The sequence below is a fragment of the Paenibacillus sp. MMS20-IR301 genome (assembly GCF_032302195.1).
GTDB lineage: Bacteria > Bacillota > Bacilli > Paenibacillales > Paenibacillaceae > Paenibacillus_AQ.
On record NZ_CP135275.1, the window covers coordinates 2,853,844 to 2,869,403 of the forward strand.

A 15,560-nucleotide genomic window follows, 5' to 3' on the forward strand; every position below is an offset into this window, starting at 1 on the left:
CGGAATTGTTAACACATTTGATCACATCATCATGATTAACAATATCGCATTTCATCGCGTCATTTCAATAAGATTATAGGGAGTGAACTTGTGCCAAGAGCTATGGATGAAATATTGATCTTCTGCATTCTAACAAATAGTTGTCAGAATTCCCTCACTTCTTGAAGTCATATATACCGCTTGATGAGTTATTTCATTGTATGCTGTATCATTTCTTTCTGAATATAATCAAAATACTCAAAGTGGGCCGGAGACTGGCTCGGCCGGCCGTTTCCTGTCGCATACATCCCGAAGAATACTCCGGTAAAGCCTCCCGCAACCTCGGTCGCAACATAGGAGCACTCCCCGCTGCCGATGGTAACCTCCTCCTGGCCTGCTAAGGAATAGCTGAAGCTATAATTCCGGGAATCCGCACGGATGTTCAGAATCACCTCGCTCGCCTCCAGCGCCTTCTCCCATTCCACCTTCACGAGTGAACCGATACGCCGGCGCAGGAATAGCGTTCTCTGGCCGCTATTTCTCCTTACTCCAATCTCGTAATGCGCCTTCTCATTCATGTAGACGGTAAGCCCCGCCTCTTCCCCTTCATTTCCGGGATCAAACAGCAGCTGTGCTGAGACAACGCAATCGAAATCCTGCTGCCTGCGGCCGGCGAAGGCTAACTGCTGGGAATCGTCCAGCGTATATTCTGTTCCATATAGTGTAAGACAGCTTTCCCGCTCGGAAAGAGAGTAGCTGTGTTCAGGCGGATTCTTATAGAAGTTCCACTGGAAGCCCGGAACCTCTCTATCGAAATCGTCACGGCCGAAACGGGATAACGCCGGATCATAACCCGCGAAAAATCCCGGCCCTTCCATCTCGGCATCTACTCTGCCCTGCTCTCCAATGACCGGCCAGCCGTCCTCCGTCCAGGTTACAGGTGCCAGATAAGTTTCCCTGCCCAGATGGTGGTGGAAAGGATATCCGACCGGACGGATACCAAGCAATACGGTCCACCATGAACCGTCATGGGCCTGTACCAAATCTGCATGACCTGTGGCCTGGACCGGATGGCTGGTGCTCCTGTGTGACAGAACTGGATTATATGGACAGGCTTCAAAAGGTCCGTAAGGCTGCCCGCTTCTGGCAACGGTCACCATATGGCCGTACTCTGTACCGCCTTCAGCAATGACCAGATAATAGAAGCCATTGATAGGATACAGGTGCGGCCCCTCAGGGAAGCAGCCGCCGGTCCCCTCCCAGATCAATCGCCTTTCTGTCAGAATGTCACCGGTAGCGGGGTTAATTTCTGCCTGGTATACTCCCGGGACGGCATCCTTATGGCTGCCGGTACCTGTGATGTATACTTTTCCGTCTTCGTCAAATAAAAGCGAGGGATCAATTCCTCCCCATTGATCGAGATACAGCGGCTCTGACCAGGGGCCCTCGGGCTTATCTGCCTGGATTATAAAGTTCCGTCCCCCAACTGTATTGGTTGTCACAATATAGAAGCGCCCGTTATGAAACCTGATCGTCGGAGCGTAAATCCCCATATAACTGAATAAGGGTCCGTCTGCGCCCTCACTGCTGAGTAAGGGTACCTGGCTCTCCCTTGTTAATCCGTAACCGATCTGCCGCCAGTTGACCAGATCTTGACTGTGAAATACGGGTAAGCCGGGAAAGTATCCAAACGAGCTGTTCACGAGGTAATAGTCGTTATTCACCCGGCATATACTCGGGTCCGGATAAGCTCCGCTGATAATCGGATTGTTGAATTTCATTGGTATGCTCCTTATCTCTTTTTATTTCACAGCACCAATAGTGATCCCTTTTACAAAATACTTCTGGAAAAAAGGATAAGCGACCAGGATCGGCAGAACACCGATTGCCGCTATTGCCATCCGGACGGATGTGCTCGGCAGCTCCGCAATCGCTGCTCCGGCGTTCACGCCTGCGGCATTACTGTTGCTTGTGAGGAACTGGATATCCATCACCATCTTGGTGAGAATGGTCTGAATCCCGAACATCCGGGTGTCCGTGATATAGATCAGGCCGTTGAACCAGTCATTCCAGTAAGCAATGGCCTGAAACAGGCCAATCGTAGCCATTATGGGCATGGACAGCGGAAGAATGATCCGGTAGAAAATTTTGATCTCTCCCGCCCCGTCTATACTCGCCGCATCAATCAGTGCAGGCGGAATCGAGGTCAGGAAGAATGTCCGGACCAGCAGGATATTAAAGCCGTTCATCAGCAGGCCGGGCAGGAGCAGGCCGAAAAGTGTATTTTTGATATCAAAGAGTTGTGTATATACCAAATAGGTCGGTACCAGACCGCCGTTAAAGAGCATAGTAAAAAAGACAATAAAGGTCCAGAATCTGTTCAGCGGCATATCCCGGCGGGACAACGGATAAGCCAGCATTGAGGTAATGGCGAGACTCACTGCAGTTCCTACCGTTGTTATAAGAATTGTAATTCCGTAAGCCCGCCCCAGCTCTAACTGATGCTGCCAGAGATACTCATAGGCCTTCAGGCTGAACGCCTCCGGGAAGAACGTATAGCCCTGCCGGACGATACTTTCTTCACTGCTGAACGATGCAATAATCAGCAGGGCAAAGGGAATCAGGCACGCAGCGGAAAAAATTCCCAATACAAGATTAGAAATCCATTTCATGGCTTTACTCTCATTAATCACGTTCCGCTCACCCCGTTTCTGTTAGAATAAAGCATTATCTTTGCTGAATCTGCGTACAAGCAGATTCGCCCCGAGTACCAGGATGAAGCCGACGATGGACTGATAGACACCCGCAGCCGATGCCATACCCATATCCCCGGATACCATCAGCCCCTTGTAGACATAAGTATCAATTACGCTCGTTGTATCTGAAATAAATCCGGCATTCATCGGCACCTGATAGAACAGCCCGAAATCAGAATAGAATATCCGCCCGATGCCAAGCAGGGTCAGCATGACAATAACCGGCGTAATCAGAGGAATGGTAATTGAGCGGATCTGCGCCCACTTGGAGGCTCCGTCCAGCGTTGCAGCTTCATAGTATTCCGTATCGATACTTATAATAGAAGCAAGAAAGATAATGCAGCTGAAGCCGATGGATTTCCACAGATGAATAATCGTTAAGATGAACGGCCAGTACTTCGGTTCGGTATACCAAGAAATCGGATCTATTCCCAGAAGCGGCAGGACTGTTTTATTCATGAACCCTGTCTCCAGGCTCAGTCCGGCATAGGCCAAGTAACCGACCACTACGAATGAAATCAGATGCGGCAGGACAATAACACTCTGATAGAACCGGGACAGCACCTTTTTCTTAATCTCATTGAGCAGAATGGCAAAGGCAATGGCACATATCGTTCCCAGTACGATGAACACCGCATTGTAAAGAATCGTATTTCTCGTAATGATATAAGCGTCGCTCGTCTGGAACAAATATTTGAAATTCTGAAATCCGATCCACTCGCTGCCGAAGATGCCCTTAGTGAAATTAATGTTTTTGAAAGCAATGAATATCCCCAGCATCGGCAGATAATTGTTGATCAGCAGATAGGCGATTCCCGGAATCATCAGCAGATACAAGGGGGCATATTTAAGCTTCTTCCCGCTTCGCTTTAAGCTCAGCTGCTTCATTCGACCACACTTCCTTTCCCTTGGCAATAAAATAGCATTTTAATAATACGATCCAACCAGCACCCTGCCGATTGGATCGTAAGCTTGCCTATTTGGATGTATTGCCGGCAATCCATTCATCCAGCTGTTTCTGCTTCTCGGTGATGATGGTATTGATTCCGGCATCATCGAGCTTCTTCAGGAATTCAGGAAGAGCTTTATCCAGTTCAAGCACCCCGCTCTCAACCGCCCGGCGGTATTGGTCAAGTACCGCATTGCAGGCAGCAATTTCGGCCTTCACAGAGTCGCCGTTAAATGTAAAGCCAAGTGCTTTGGATTTGGCGGCAGACTGGTTGAATTCGTTCATCTTCACATACACTTCAGGGTCATCACCCTCAAAGACATAGGAGAGGAACTGGTTGCCGTGCATCCAGCCGTCACTCTTGTAACCGACGTTGTCGCCTGTGACCCCATCAGGATAATGAATTACATTATCTGAGCCTTCGGCCTTTACGTAATGCTTGCCTTCAATACCCCAGTCAATCAGATTTACAATCTCCTTGTCAGTGTACATCAGGTTCAGGAACTGCAATGCCTTTTCCGGCTGCTCCGAAGTAGCTGCAACACCAATGGCTACGTTAGTCACCGTATCCGTCATGGCGACTGGCGCCTGGGTGCGTGCGGCTGTCATTTCCACCCCGACATTGCGGCTTTCCTGTGTTTCAAAGCCCGGTTTCATTGCAGATAACCAGCTGGCTGCTTTGCCGCTTTTCACCATCACATTATTTAATTCCGGACTGGTTGCGGCGTCCTTGACCAGGTAGCCCGCCAGATACCACTCGCGGATCTTGGTCACAATCTGTTTGTATTCCTCAGAAGCGAACAGGTTAACGACGTTCGTATCATCAAGACCATGGTTAAGCAGGACACCCAGATTATTCCCGAGCGGGTCCTGGATTCCGTAAGTACTGAGAATCGACCCGTTCGTCAGGTTGGTTGCACCGGCCATTCCCGGCTCGTTCTCTTTAACCGCTTTGAAGATGAATTCAAAGTCATCAAAGGCTTTGACATTATCGAGGTCAATGTTATATTTGTCCACGATATCCTTGCGGACTACGATTCCGAAATCCTGAGCCAGGTCGCGGAGACTCGGTACACCGTAGCTGACGCCCCCTACCTTGGTAGCGTTATAGTAATCGACACCCAGTGCATCAATTGTGCCTTGCGCATTCGCTTCCATGATGTTGCCGATCGGATACAAGGCTCCTTTGGCTACCTGATTGCTATAGTTACTGAGCATAGCGAACATATCCAGCTTTTCCCCGCTTGATAACATCAGGTTGATCTGGTTAGTGAAAGCGCTGTTACTAATCGGCAAAAGCTTTACCTTTACATTGATTTTGTCTACAGCAATCTTGTTAATGGCCTCCTGAACCTCCTGAATGTCAGCAGGTACATTAGAGAAAGCCGGATAAGCGTATACCACTTCATACGGCTCCCCTTTATTTCCGGATGAATTGGCACTGCCTGATTCTTTATTCCCTCCGTTACTATTCTTTCCCCCGGAATTTCCTGAACAAGCGGTTATTGCAAGCAGGATTACCAATATGAGACTCAACCAGCCAAACTTTCTTTTCATTCTTCATCCCCCTGTACCGTGTGTGAGTTGGAATCGAATTTGCATCGAATCTGTTTATAATGTTACAGCGGGCCACCGTTCCTCACTACTCTGTTTTCGACCTTGCATTTGGACATTTTCGACCTGTACGCATCTACTGCTTATGCTTGTTCCGGTAGTCCTTGGGATTCATCCCCACCACCTGCTTGAACCGCCGGGAGAAATGGGCCAGGTTCGTGTAACCTGTGCGGGATGCAATAGCTCCAACAGGCAGGTCGGTCTTCGCCAGCAGATCCCTGGCCAGCAGCATACGCCTGGATACAATAAGCTCCGTGACGGAATAGCCGGCTTCCTTCTTAAAGAGCCTGTCCAGATAATCCGGGTTCAGGTAAACATGGCTGGCAACAGCCTCCCGGGTCAAATCCTCCGATTCAAGCTGCTGTAATATAAAGTTCTCCGCGTCTTTCATAATCGGCTGCGATTGCTGAACCGTTCCCGCATAATCCATTGCTTTGGCAATGGTATGCTTCATCCAATCATTCATATCCGTCAAGGAGCGGACCGCACGCTGGAATAGAGCAGATGAGGTTTCATCGTTGAACAGCAGCTGGGCCTCAATTCCGTTAGTCTTCAGTACGTAATAGACCATCTGCAGAAAGTTATGGTGAAACCGGTATAGGCTGTCTGCATCAACCGAATCCGCTCCACTCAGGTTATGAAGGAACTTCTCCGCCTCTGTAAGCACCCTGTCCCCATGCCCCTCCTTCAGCAGAACAGACCAGATATTCATATCCGGCAGCGCAATAGCCTGCTGGATATAGGGTTTATTTCTCCATAGCAGCACTTTATTGCTGCCAGCTACATTGTTCATGTCCCATTCTGCCAGCCGGCTCACCATATCGGTCAGTTCGTGACTAAGAACCTCATTGCCAATGTAGATGGAGATATCGCAATAGAAATAGGAGCTCGCCGTATCCATAAAAATCCGTCCTCGTGTCTGCAGCTTCTCCTGAATGTCAAGCGTGTCCTGTTCCACCGGAATCAGTGCCAGCAGCTTACGCTCCGGCAGTCCGAACAGCAGGCCGCTGCCCTGGATTCCCAGCAGCTCTGCGCCGGAGTTAATCAGGGCATATTCAATAATTTTCTCATCACGGGAGGTAAAGGATTTGTTATAGCGCTGGATGGAAATAAGGGCAGGCAGAAGCTTAAGGCTTGTATCAAATGGAATGTTGCGTGCTTCTGCTTCCTTGCGGATCAGTTCAGGATTAGACGGAATTGTATGGTTAATAATATCCAGCCAGAACCGTTCCGCCAGCAGCGGCTGATGCTTGGCCCAGAACTCCCCGAACCGGCTGTATTGCTTGGTCTCCTTGTCTTTGTTGATCTTCTCAACGGCCCTGCGTGCGACATCACGCAATTCATCTGCAGCAACCGGTTTCAGTAAATAATCGAAGCTTCCCAGCTGTACCGCCCGCTGCGCATATCTGAAATCGGCATGACAGGTCATGAACGCAGATTCGGTGCGCGGATAATGCTCCCTTACCCAGGCCAGCAGCTCAAGTCCGCTTCCCTGCGGCATTTCGATATCACACAGCATGAAATCCACCTGCCCGCGCTCATAGATTTCTTTGGCCTGGCGGGAATTGTAAGCCGTATGGACAAGGCCAATGCCTATGGAGGCCCACTCTATTTCATTAGTTAGTGAATCTGCAAACAGCTTTTCATCGTCTACAATCAGCATAGTTAACATTATGCAATACCTCCAGGGTTATGCTCTGTTCTCAGGAGTAAAAGGAAGCCTGATATCGATTATTGCCCCGTGCGGAGCAGCATTTCGAAGGAGAATCTCTCCCTGCCCGTGATAGAGGAGGCGGAGCCTCTGTTTCAGGTTCCTGATCCCGATATGCTCACCGTCCTCATCGATTATGCGTTCCTCCTGATCAATCTGACGGATAATTCCGTCCTGGAATCCCGGCCCGGTATCACGGATCTGGATCCGGATTCCCGCCTGCGGCTGTTCACTCATCTCAAGCTCGATATACAAGTATACCGGATCATCCAGAGTAATGGCATGCTTGACAGCATTCTCAACAAAGGTCTGAATGACCAGTGGAGGTACCGGCGTATTCAGCAAAAATCCCGAAGCCTTGATCTCAGGAATCAGCTGATCCGGAAACCGCAGCTCCTGAATCCGCAAATAATTCCTCACATGCTGCAGCTCATCCCTGAGTGTGACAAAGCTTAGATTACTCTGAAACATATAACGGAAATAACGGATCAGATAAAGAGACAACTCTTCCAGCAGCCTTACTTCCTTTGTCCGGGCCAAGGTATGCAGTAAGTTTAAGGTGTTGATATAGAAATGGGGCTTAATCTGCAGCTGCAGATGCTGAAGCTCCGCCTTCTGCTTGTTAAGCTGCTCTTCGTAAACGTTAATCCGCAGGTTTTTGATCTGGTCCATCATATTGTTAAACGTATCATTGACCGCCCTGAACTCCATTGAGGTCGGGAACTGCTTAATCTGGGTATCCAGATTGCCCTGCTGAATCCGGTTCATCGCTTTTAACAGGCGGTTCAGCGGAAGAAGCAGTGTTTTGCGCAGCAGCACCAGTCCTAGTAACAAGATGAGAATGGAAGCAAAGGGCAGGATAAAGGAGATTGCCCGCAGTGTCGGCAGCTGCTGCAGAATTTTTTCCTCCGGTATAAAAGCATACAGGCTGAAATCCCCTTCATGTGAACGCTCCCCCACCGTGAGATAACGCTCTGATGTTCCGGTCAAATAATAAGATGCTTCATCCAGCCTGATCTCGGCGCCTTTCTCACGGATAAAGCTCTGATTAACGAGTGCATTTCCGCGGTTGTCTACAAGCAGAGCTGCACCTTTCTCCCCGATGCCCAGCAGCTCAAGTGGGGTTTTGAAGGAATTCATATTGATCCATGCACCTACCACCGATTTATTGGGCATCACAAAAAAACGGATCAGGTATGTCTGGTCTCCGCTCCGCTGAACATACCAGTTCTTCATATGCTGGCGCTGCAGACTTTCACTTTTGCTTACATCACTGACAATATAGTCTTTCAGATACATCCTGTCGAGATAAGTGGACCTGGTCTGGAAGGAGTACAGGAAAGCGTCATCCGAAGACAGATACACAAATAATCCGTCCAGCACGGAATAACGCAGAATGGAATTCGATAGATTGTTATTAATCCGTTGTTTTACAAAGAGACGCTCATCCGGCTCGCTGTAAAAGTCAAAATCCGAAAGCTCCGGTTCGAGCATTAAGCCGTTCAGGTAATTGTCCGCCTCCTGCAGCCGCGCATCGACCTGGCTTCTGTACAGAGACAGAAGATCCTTGCTCGATTCTGCCACCTGTGTTCTTACCGTGTGTATGGCATACACATTGGAATAGATCAGAAACACAATAAGCGGAGTGACAATCAGGAATAAACCCGCCAGCATTTTCACGCGGATGGACTGCCAGGTTAAATAAGGATTGTGCCGGATACGGAGTGTACGGAGCATTGTGATCTTCCTCTCTATGCTGAGAATAGGATGTCTATTCTGACAGAACGATAATACCTCAATAAGCCTGTGATGAATATAAGTATATTTGGTATAAATAAGATTTCTGCCGGGATTAAGGTATAATGAAAGCGCATGCTTACATAAGGAGAGGAAGGTTACGGGATGGACAAGAACATTATTGAGCGTGATTTCAGCTGCACCAGAGACAGCTTAACGATTCGCGGAACAGCATTTATACCGGAGGGTACTGAGCTTCCAGCCATTATAGTCAGCCACGGCTTCGGCGGTAATTCGCGTGATCTATTTGACTATTGCCGGGTCTTGGCAGCCTGGGGCTATGCAGCCTATTGTTATGATTTCTGCGGCGGAAGTGCCCCCGGGGAAGGCCGAAGCGACGGAGCAGCCACTGGTATGACAGTGCTGACAGAATGCGGAGACCTGAAGGCCGTTATGGAATACGTTAAAAGCCAACCGTATGCTGATGCAGGCAAAATAACGCTTTTGGGCTTCAGCCAGGGAGGATTCGTATCAGCGCTGTCCGCAGCAAAACACCCGGATGAAGTCGAAGCGCTGATTCTCATCTACCCCGCGCTCTGCATACCGGATGACGCCCGCAAAGGGGCTTTGGGAGGCTCTTCCTATGATGTCGGCAATGTGCCGGATATCATAGATTGCGGGATAATGAAGCTGGGCAAAAGGTTCCATGAGACGGTTGCAGACATGGACCCCTATGAAGAGATCACTCCCTACAAAGGCCCTGTGCTGCTGATGCACGGCACGGAGGATCAGGTCGTTGACTACAAGTATGCCGTTAAGGCCTGTGATTCTTACCTGCCTGGCCAATGTCAGCTTCAGCTGATTCAAGAGGCGGGACATTCCTTTACTGAACAACAAAGTGTCAGCGCTCTGGTATCCATACAGCAGTTTTTGCTTGGCAAAAAAGAAATATTAACTATTCGTGTCCAAATTACGGGCGTAGAGATCCGCAAGGAAGAAGGTTCGTACAGGCAGTCAGCCGTACTCTTTACTGGAAATAGTAGCAGCTCGTTCTTTACGGGACATATTATGCCCGGCGCAGTGGACGTACAGGAGCATGTGGATGATCTATTAGTCAGCATCCGGGCAGCCTACACTTTAGAGGGAACGGATTATACAGGTAAGCAGTGCCGGATACATATCGTCAACCAGAGTGTGGACGGGGAATGGAAGCCAGCCATAGATACAGACAGCAGGGCACTGGCTTTTTTGAATCAGGAAGATTTGACTGCTGGCTTGGAGGGGTACACTGACGGCCTGACTGTACGGATTTATTCGGCGGTACCGGAGAACAATCCCCCACTCTGATTAGGTGGGGGAAGCATTATTCTTTTCAAATCCGCTGAATAACCGGTCAAAGCGGCGCATCAGGGTCTCAAGAGGAGCTTGAGAGAAGCGAACAAGAAGCCAGCCTGCAAGGAGTGTGATGAGTACAACAATCCCATCTCCAAACGGGATTTCACCAATATAATAATTGACTCCGGCCGTTATGAGCACCCAGGCAAGAACAAACTGTGCAGCATACAGTGTCAGCGCCACCTGACCGACGGCAGCAAAAGGAAGCAGCACGGCGGCAAGCTTTTTTTCAATCAGACAAGCAAGTCCCAGTACGATAAGAGAAGTGCCGAGTCCGATGAGAAGCTGGAAGCTTGAGCCGCTCTGCGGCGCTGATGTCAGCAGCATATTCCACAGGGGCGGCATTACATTATGCGGCCAGATTGCATAGGGATCCGGCTGTGCAGCCGTAACATTAGTATTAGCTATAAGCCACTGTTCAAAAGATTGTAACCATACGGGAAGAACCTTTGCAGCTAGTATTTTGGTAATGACGAGCACAAAGGTACCACTAACAGTAAACCAGATTGCATTTCGCACACTGTGCAGATTGAGCCGGCCGAGCGCCATCCCCGCAACGAAAACCGGAGCAACCCCGAGCGCAGATAACGGACCGCCAGCTATGTCACTGAGAAAGTAGGCAGATGAAAAAACGCTGCCGCCCAAAATCATCAATGGCGGGCCAACAATTAGCAGTGCCGCTGATATTATGAACAAGGTACGTCTGGAGCAATGAACAAGCACTAAAGCTAATACGAATAAGGCAGCATATGCAGGTAAAATGACCGCAAAAGGGGCATTAAGCATAATAAGCAGATAACCGACCAAATCAATAAATACTGCCCGTGCCAGCATCTGCGCCCGGAAAGATGCCATCTCCGTTCCCTTTTCAAGCATACGCTGTGACATGAGTGAGAAAGAAATGCCGGAACAAAGGATAAATAATATCATGGTGTTTCCTGAAACAATTGAAGCATTAAAATTATTCAAGGCAAAATGCTGTACAAACATTCCGATTACAGCCAGCCCCCGTGCTGCATCCAGTGCGACTAGCCGCCGTGACCTTGATTTTCTTAGATTATCATCGTTTGACAAATGGATCCCTCCTAAGTTCTCGAGACGTTTAATAGTATAATTGTCTGATCCGGCTGATCATAACGGCTGCCTGAGCACGGTTAGCGATCTCCTGAGGAGCAAATACTGTCGGGGACAAGCCTTCAATTATATGGGCATCACTTAAAACAGCCACAGCTTCCCTGGCATACGGGGCAATCGCCTCACGGTCGGTGAACTTCTCCAGTGCTTCTTTAGAAGCTTGAAGCGGAAAAGCTGAGGAGTGCTTAAGAACATTAGCCGCTATTAACGCCATTTCCTGGCGTGTAACAGCACGGTCAGGCTCAAACCTTCCTTCTCCAACACCGTTTACCAGCTTTGCTCCCACTGCTGAAGCAATATACGGATAATACCAGCTTGAAGATGGAACATCTGTAAATGAGATTGCCGAATGTGCCTCGGACAAATCAAAGGTCTTAATAAGCATAGCTAGATATTCAGCCCGGGTTACGTGCTGTAGCGGCTTAAAACGTTCTCCGCCCGAACCTTGCAGCGCTCCAAGGTCTAATAGTTCGCGAATAGAATCTCCTGCCCAGGATTCTACACCATTCAAATCACCGAACTTCACAACGGGAACAGTTGCCGGCTGTATGCCGGCTGCATTGAATATTGAATTCGCCAGCAATCGGTATTGATGCTGAGAGTGGGCTTTATTAATCAAATCATTAGCAAAAACGCTCAGATGCTTATTGTTTTCATTGTAAGTGAACGCCAAAATCTTCCCCTTGGCTGCAGCGTGTCCCGGCCACCATCCTGCTTTATAGAAATCGTTCTTACCGCTTATGGTAGCAAGTACTTTTGCAGCTTTGGGTACTGCTGTAATATATGAACCGGACACAGTATAGAAATTCTCCTGCGCATTGTAAGGACCCGTAATGATGTTATCTTGCATGACATCGGCCATGAATACACCTTCATAGCTTTCCCATTCAGGCCCGGCAAAAGCAAATCCGGGAATCAGATTCTTAACATTCGTCATCCCCATATAGCCGTAGGCTACATATGGCTTTCCGCTGCGGACCAGCTCTTCAGAATCAAACGTATTTACCAGAATATCAGCCTTCTTCTGGTCTGCAGTCACTTCAAAACCCAAACCTTTCAACACAATTTCCGGTTCACCCAAAGCGGCTATAGTCTGATGTTTTAGCAACTGTCCTTTCGGTTCGACTTTTCCAAATGCATCTGCGTCTAGTAGATATTTTTCAAGCAGCGGTTTCAAATCCTGATAAGAAACAATAAAATCCCCGGCTTTGTCCTTCTCTGTACCCGCTGTAAGCATCGTCACCGTTTTACCTGAGGAGAGCAACTCATTGACAGCCCTTATTGCATCATTATTTGTATTATGAATAACAACATAACCGGTATTGCCGGGCAGCGTTGTTCCAGACATGGTTACCGAGGTTACAGGCTGCGTTTTGCCTGTAAATATATCCGGCTGACGGATTGCGTAACAATTAAACCCGCGCAAGTCCGGGAAGTTCTGAACAATTTCTGCGGTAACCCATTCAGCATCTGATAGATCAACACCGTCATACAAGACAAGATTAGCCAGCCCCCGCATGGCCTGATGCATATTCACTACAAAAGAGCCCGCTGGATACGCCATACCTCCAACTCTTACCTGTTCAGTTGAACGTTCAATCTGAACACCGTTCCGCAGGAAATATTCGATCATATGATACACTTCAAGCGCATTTTTCTGTACACCCGCTTCCACCGGCAGCACATAATACTCCGGGAAGAAATTTGTATTTCCTTTGCGCGGACGGCCAATTTCTTCATTCCTTGCATCGACTAAATATTTATCCACTGCATGATCATCCAGATTATCTATACCACGCTCATAGATTTTGAGCTGATTCATAAACAGCTTATCCTGATTGTCCATAACGTAGGATGTGGCTGCTGCCACGCTGTAGTATATTGCTTTTACTGACTCTTCGTTGTTCTCCGGCATTTCCAGCGTGTGTCCCAAAGCGCCGTGATGCATGGCAAATACGGCAGTATACGCCGGAGAAGCATCATCCCAGCCCGATGCTGTTCCCTTAGATATGTATTTAGGATCTAATACAGACTTCTTATGTTCTTCATAGGGAATATGATAGTAATCATACTTTGTGTTGGCAATACCAGCTTCGCCCATCGCTTTGGCCTGCTCCAGCATGCTGTTCATTAACAGGTCATACTCGATGTTCGGATCATGCGGCGGCGTAGCCGGTTCAATTAGAAAGTTTTTATCAAAACCATGCAAATCAAGAAAAGAAAGCGGAGACCATTTGGCAATTTGCTCCGTTACGCTGCGCGTCTCCGGCTGTGTCTGATATGTGTTATCCCGGTTTAGATCAAAATCATTGGCGTTGACTCTGGAAGTATGAAACCGTCCGTCTGGATTATCCGTGTAGACCAGAAGGAAAAACACCTTTTTTAACACGTCATCTATATTCATGTTGGTTTCACTTGCATCTCCATCCGGCAGTGTTGTATTATACGAAATCCGGCTCTCCAGTGCCAAAGACTTGAAATAGTTAAAAATAGCATCGACTCCCGGGGATTCATTCGGGTGAATATTATTCAGCCAGACAGGTACCGCGTATTCGCCGAATACACCTGACTTTATATCAGCCTGCAGCTGCTTAGGATTATTCATCATCGCAGGGTGCGTAACATTCTGGTATTTATCTACCGTTTTCTTATCTTTTGCAACAATGGTAAGGTAAATATCCCTTCCTTCTACTGATTTTCCAATGGTTTCGGTATGGATGTACCTGTCATTAAGGACAGCGGCTTGCGATGTAACCGCATCGATTGCCGGCTTCAGTTCATCGTAAGTCAAGAAACTCTCATAGGGTGTTAATTTGACAGGAGCCTTAGCCAATATTTGTCCGTCAGATGATATTGCTGCCAGTTCATAGGTTCCCATCAGAGATCCGAATAATTGCCGCTGCAAGCGGGGTTCAGCCAGATTATCACTGCCGTACGGGAGATCAAAGGTAATACTTGCCGAATAAAGTCCTCCTTCTACCTTTTCTTGGCTGACTGTGATGAAGGAGGGGCCGGTATAATCCCGTTGTTCAAATGTTTTCCATTCGGATAACGGTTTCCCCCCATAGGTCCAACTGATCTTTTTCAGATCTTCTCCATTCGGCAGATGAAAACTGACTTGAAATACCCTCTTTGCCGTCATGGATGCCACGTTGTTGTTCATTACCAGTACCTGTGCGGGCGGTTCCCCGCTCACCCTATTATCACCATAAGCCGTTGTACCTGTCAGCAGTGACAGTACCATTAACAGCGCCAGCATCCCTTTATTGAATAGCTTCTTCAACCGGCTGCTCCCCCTCTACTGTTTGTTCTTTTGCATCGCCCTCAAGGATCTTCTTGACGTATTCTTTCAACTCATTGCTGTTGGAGACAGCTAGTATCGCTGCTCTTCCCGCATAAGTCTCTTTGACCAGATTCATAGGAGGAATCTGCTCACTTGCCTCCATTGCACTTTGGTAGCCTACGGTTGCCAGCTTCCACATATCGTTCACCGACAGATTGGTATCAATATATGGACTAACCTCCTCAAGAATGGACGGAAGCTTCATAATAGAGGTCGTGCTTTTCATTTTTTGGACGATAGCATCGGTGAAATCCCGCTGGCGCTTCGTCCGGGAGTAGTCGGACAAAGCATCATGACGAAACCGGACATATTGCAGCGCCGTTGTTCCATCCAGATGCTGCTGCCCCTCTTTCAGATTTATGTCATACTGATGCTTATCCGCTATACTCTCATACTTCATATCCTTCTCTACATAGAAATCGACTCCGCCTACAGCATCTACAAGCTTAATAAATCCTTGAAAGTCCGTGTATACATAGAATTGGATGGGAATGCCCAGCAAATCACTTACTGCACTCATCGCTGTTTTGGGGCCATGAGTAATTGCCGTATTAATGCGATTCTTACCGTGATCAGGAATTTGGACATAGGTGTCACGGAGAATGGAGAACACATGAATTTTTTCCCGCACAGGATCCAGTGACACTACCATCATGCTGTCGGAGCGGGGAATCTCCCCTTTTGCCGTTCCGCGGGCATCCACTCCCATCAACAAAATATTTACCGGCTCCTTCCCCTCCCATTTAGGCGGCTCTGCAAGCTTCTCTTCACTAGCCTTTACCTCGGCTAATGGGGAGCTGGAATCGGTTTTACTTAAATCATCCAGCTCTTTATAAACAGACCAGATATAAAATAATACTATTGCGGCGATTACACTCATAACTATCAAGAAAAATGCTGCGAGCTTCTTCATTTTTAGCGACATATTTGACCCTCATTTCT

Annotated in this window: 10 protein-coding genes; 1 reads left to right on the forward strand and 9 read right to left on the reverse strand. The window is 48.1% G+C overall.

The window, feature by feature from the left end; translation table 11 throughout:
• Window positions 1-188 precede the first annotated feature (188 nt).
• From LOS79_RS12690 to LOS79_RS12715, 6 genes are all read right to left on the reverse strand, one after another.
• Window positions 189-1,760 carry a glycoside hydrolase family 43 protein gene (locus tag LOS79_RS12690; protein WP_315420139.1) on the reverse strand — a complete coding sequence of 524 codons (1,572 nt, stop codon included), beginning with the start codon at window positions 1,758-1,760 and terminating at the stop codon, window positions 189-191.
• 21 nt (window positions 1,761-1,781) lie between these two features.
• Window positions 1,782-2,672 carry a carbohydrate ABC transporter permease gene (locus LOS79_RS12695; RefSeq protein WP_315420142.1) on the reverse strand — a complete coding sequence of 297 codons (891 nt, stop codon included), beginning with the start codon at window positions 2,670-2,672 and terminating at the stop codon, window positions 1,782-1,784.
• A 21-nt stretch (window positions 2,673-2,693) separates the two neighbouring features.
• On the reverse strand, window positions 2,694-3,623 hold the full coding sequence (locus LOS79_RS12700) for an ABC transporter permease (RefSeq protein WP_315420145.1): 930 nt from the start codon (window positions 3,621-3,623) through the stop codon (window positions 2,694-2,696).
• Window positions 3,624-3,711: 88 nt separating this feature from the next.
• Window positions 3,712-5,241 (reverse strand): ABC transporter substrate-binding protein, encoded by a 1,530-nt coding sequence (locus LOS79_RS12705; RefSeq protein ID WP_315420148.1) that lies wholly within the window; start codon window positions 5,239-5,241, stop codon window positions 3,712-3,714.
• A 133-nt stretch (window positions 5,242-5,374) separates the two neighbouring features.
• Window positions 5,375-6,970, reverse strand: coding sequence for a response regulator transcription factor (locus LOS79_RS12710; protein ID WP_315420151.1), 1,596 nt, complete (start codon window positions 6,968-6,970; stop codon window positions 5,375-5,377).
• 18 nt (window positions 6,971-6,988) lie between these two features.
• Window positions 6,989-8,746 (reverse strand): sensor histidine kinase, encoded by a 1,758-nt coding sequence (locus LOS79_RS12715; protein WP_315420154.1) that lies wholly within the window; start codon window positions 8,744-8,746, stop codon window positions 6,989-6,991.
• A gap of 165 nt (window positions 8,747-8,911) precedes the next feature.
• On the opposite strand from LOS79_RS12715, the gene LOS79_RS12720 reads away from it, so the two are divergent.
• Window positions 8,912-10,093: an alpha/beta hydrolase gene (locus LOS79_RS12720; protein WP_315420157.1), complete on the forward strand. Its 1,182-nt coding sequence runs from the start codon at window positions 8,912-8,914 to the stop codon at window positions 10,091-10,093.
• On the opposite strand, the gene LOS79_RS12725 is transcribed toward LOS79_RS12720, so the two are convergent.
• Genes LOS79_RS12725 through LOS79_RS12735 form a run of 3 tightly spaced genes read right to left on the reverse strand, consistent with a single transcriptional unit; the run spans window position 10,094 to window position 15,543 of the window.
• Entirely contained in the window at window positions 10,094-11,215 is a 1,122-nt protein-coding gene (locus tag LOS79_RS12725; protein WP_315420158.1) for a DUF418 domain-containing protein, read from the reverse strand. It abuts the gene before it with no gap.
• Between the two features lie 28 nt (window positions 11,216-11,243).
• Window positions 11,244-14,558 carry an S-layer homology domain-containing protein gene (locus tag LOS79_RS12730; RefSeq protein WP_315420161.1) on the reverse strand — a complete coding sequence of 1,105 codons (3,315 nt, stop codon included), beginning with the start codon at window positions 14,556-14,558 and terminating at the stop codon, window positions 11,244-11,246.
• Window positions 14,539-15,543 (reverse strand): LCP family protein, encoded by a 1,005-nt coding sequence (locus LOS79_RS12735; RefSeq protein ID WP_315420163.1) that lies wholly within the window; start codon window positions 15,541-15,543, stop codon window positions 14,539-14,541. The genes LOS79_RS12730 and LOS79_RS12735 overlap by 20 nt, the downstream gene beginning before the upstream one ends.
• Window positions 15,544-15,560: the final 17 nt, after the last annotated feature.

Excerpts from the sequence above, each read along its gene's own strand:
- LOS79_RS12690 (WP_315420139.1), bottom strand. The coding sequence starts at position 1,760 with ATGAAATTCAACAATCCGATTATCAGCGGAGCTTATCCGGACCCGAGT.
- LOS79_RS12700 (WP_315420145.1), bottom strand. The coding sequence starts at position 3,623 with ATGAAGCAGCTGAGCTTAAAGCGAAGCGGGAAGAAGCTTAAATATGCC.
- LOS79_RS12705 (WP_315420148.1), bottom strand. The coding sequence starts at position 5,241 with ATGAAAAGAAAGTTTGGCTGGTTGAGTCTCATATTGGTAATCCTGCTT.
- LOS79_RS12710 (WP_315420151.1), bottom strand. The coding sequence starts at position 6,970 with ATGTTAACTATGCTGATTGTAGACGATGAAAAGCTGTTTGCAGATTCA.
- LOS79_RS12715 (WP_315420154.1), bottom strand. The coding sequence starts at position 8,746 with ATGCTCCGTACACTCCGTATCCGGCACAATCCTTATTTAACCTGGCAG.
- LOS79_RS12720 (WP_315420157.1), top strand. The coding sequence starts at position 8,912 with ATGGACAAGAACATTATTGAGCGTGATTTCAGCTGCACCAGAGACAGC.
- LOS79_RS12735 (WP_315420163.1), bottom strand. The coding sequence starts at position 15,543 with ATGTCGCTAAAAATGAAGAAGCTCGCAGCATTTTTCTTGATAGTTATG.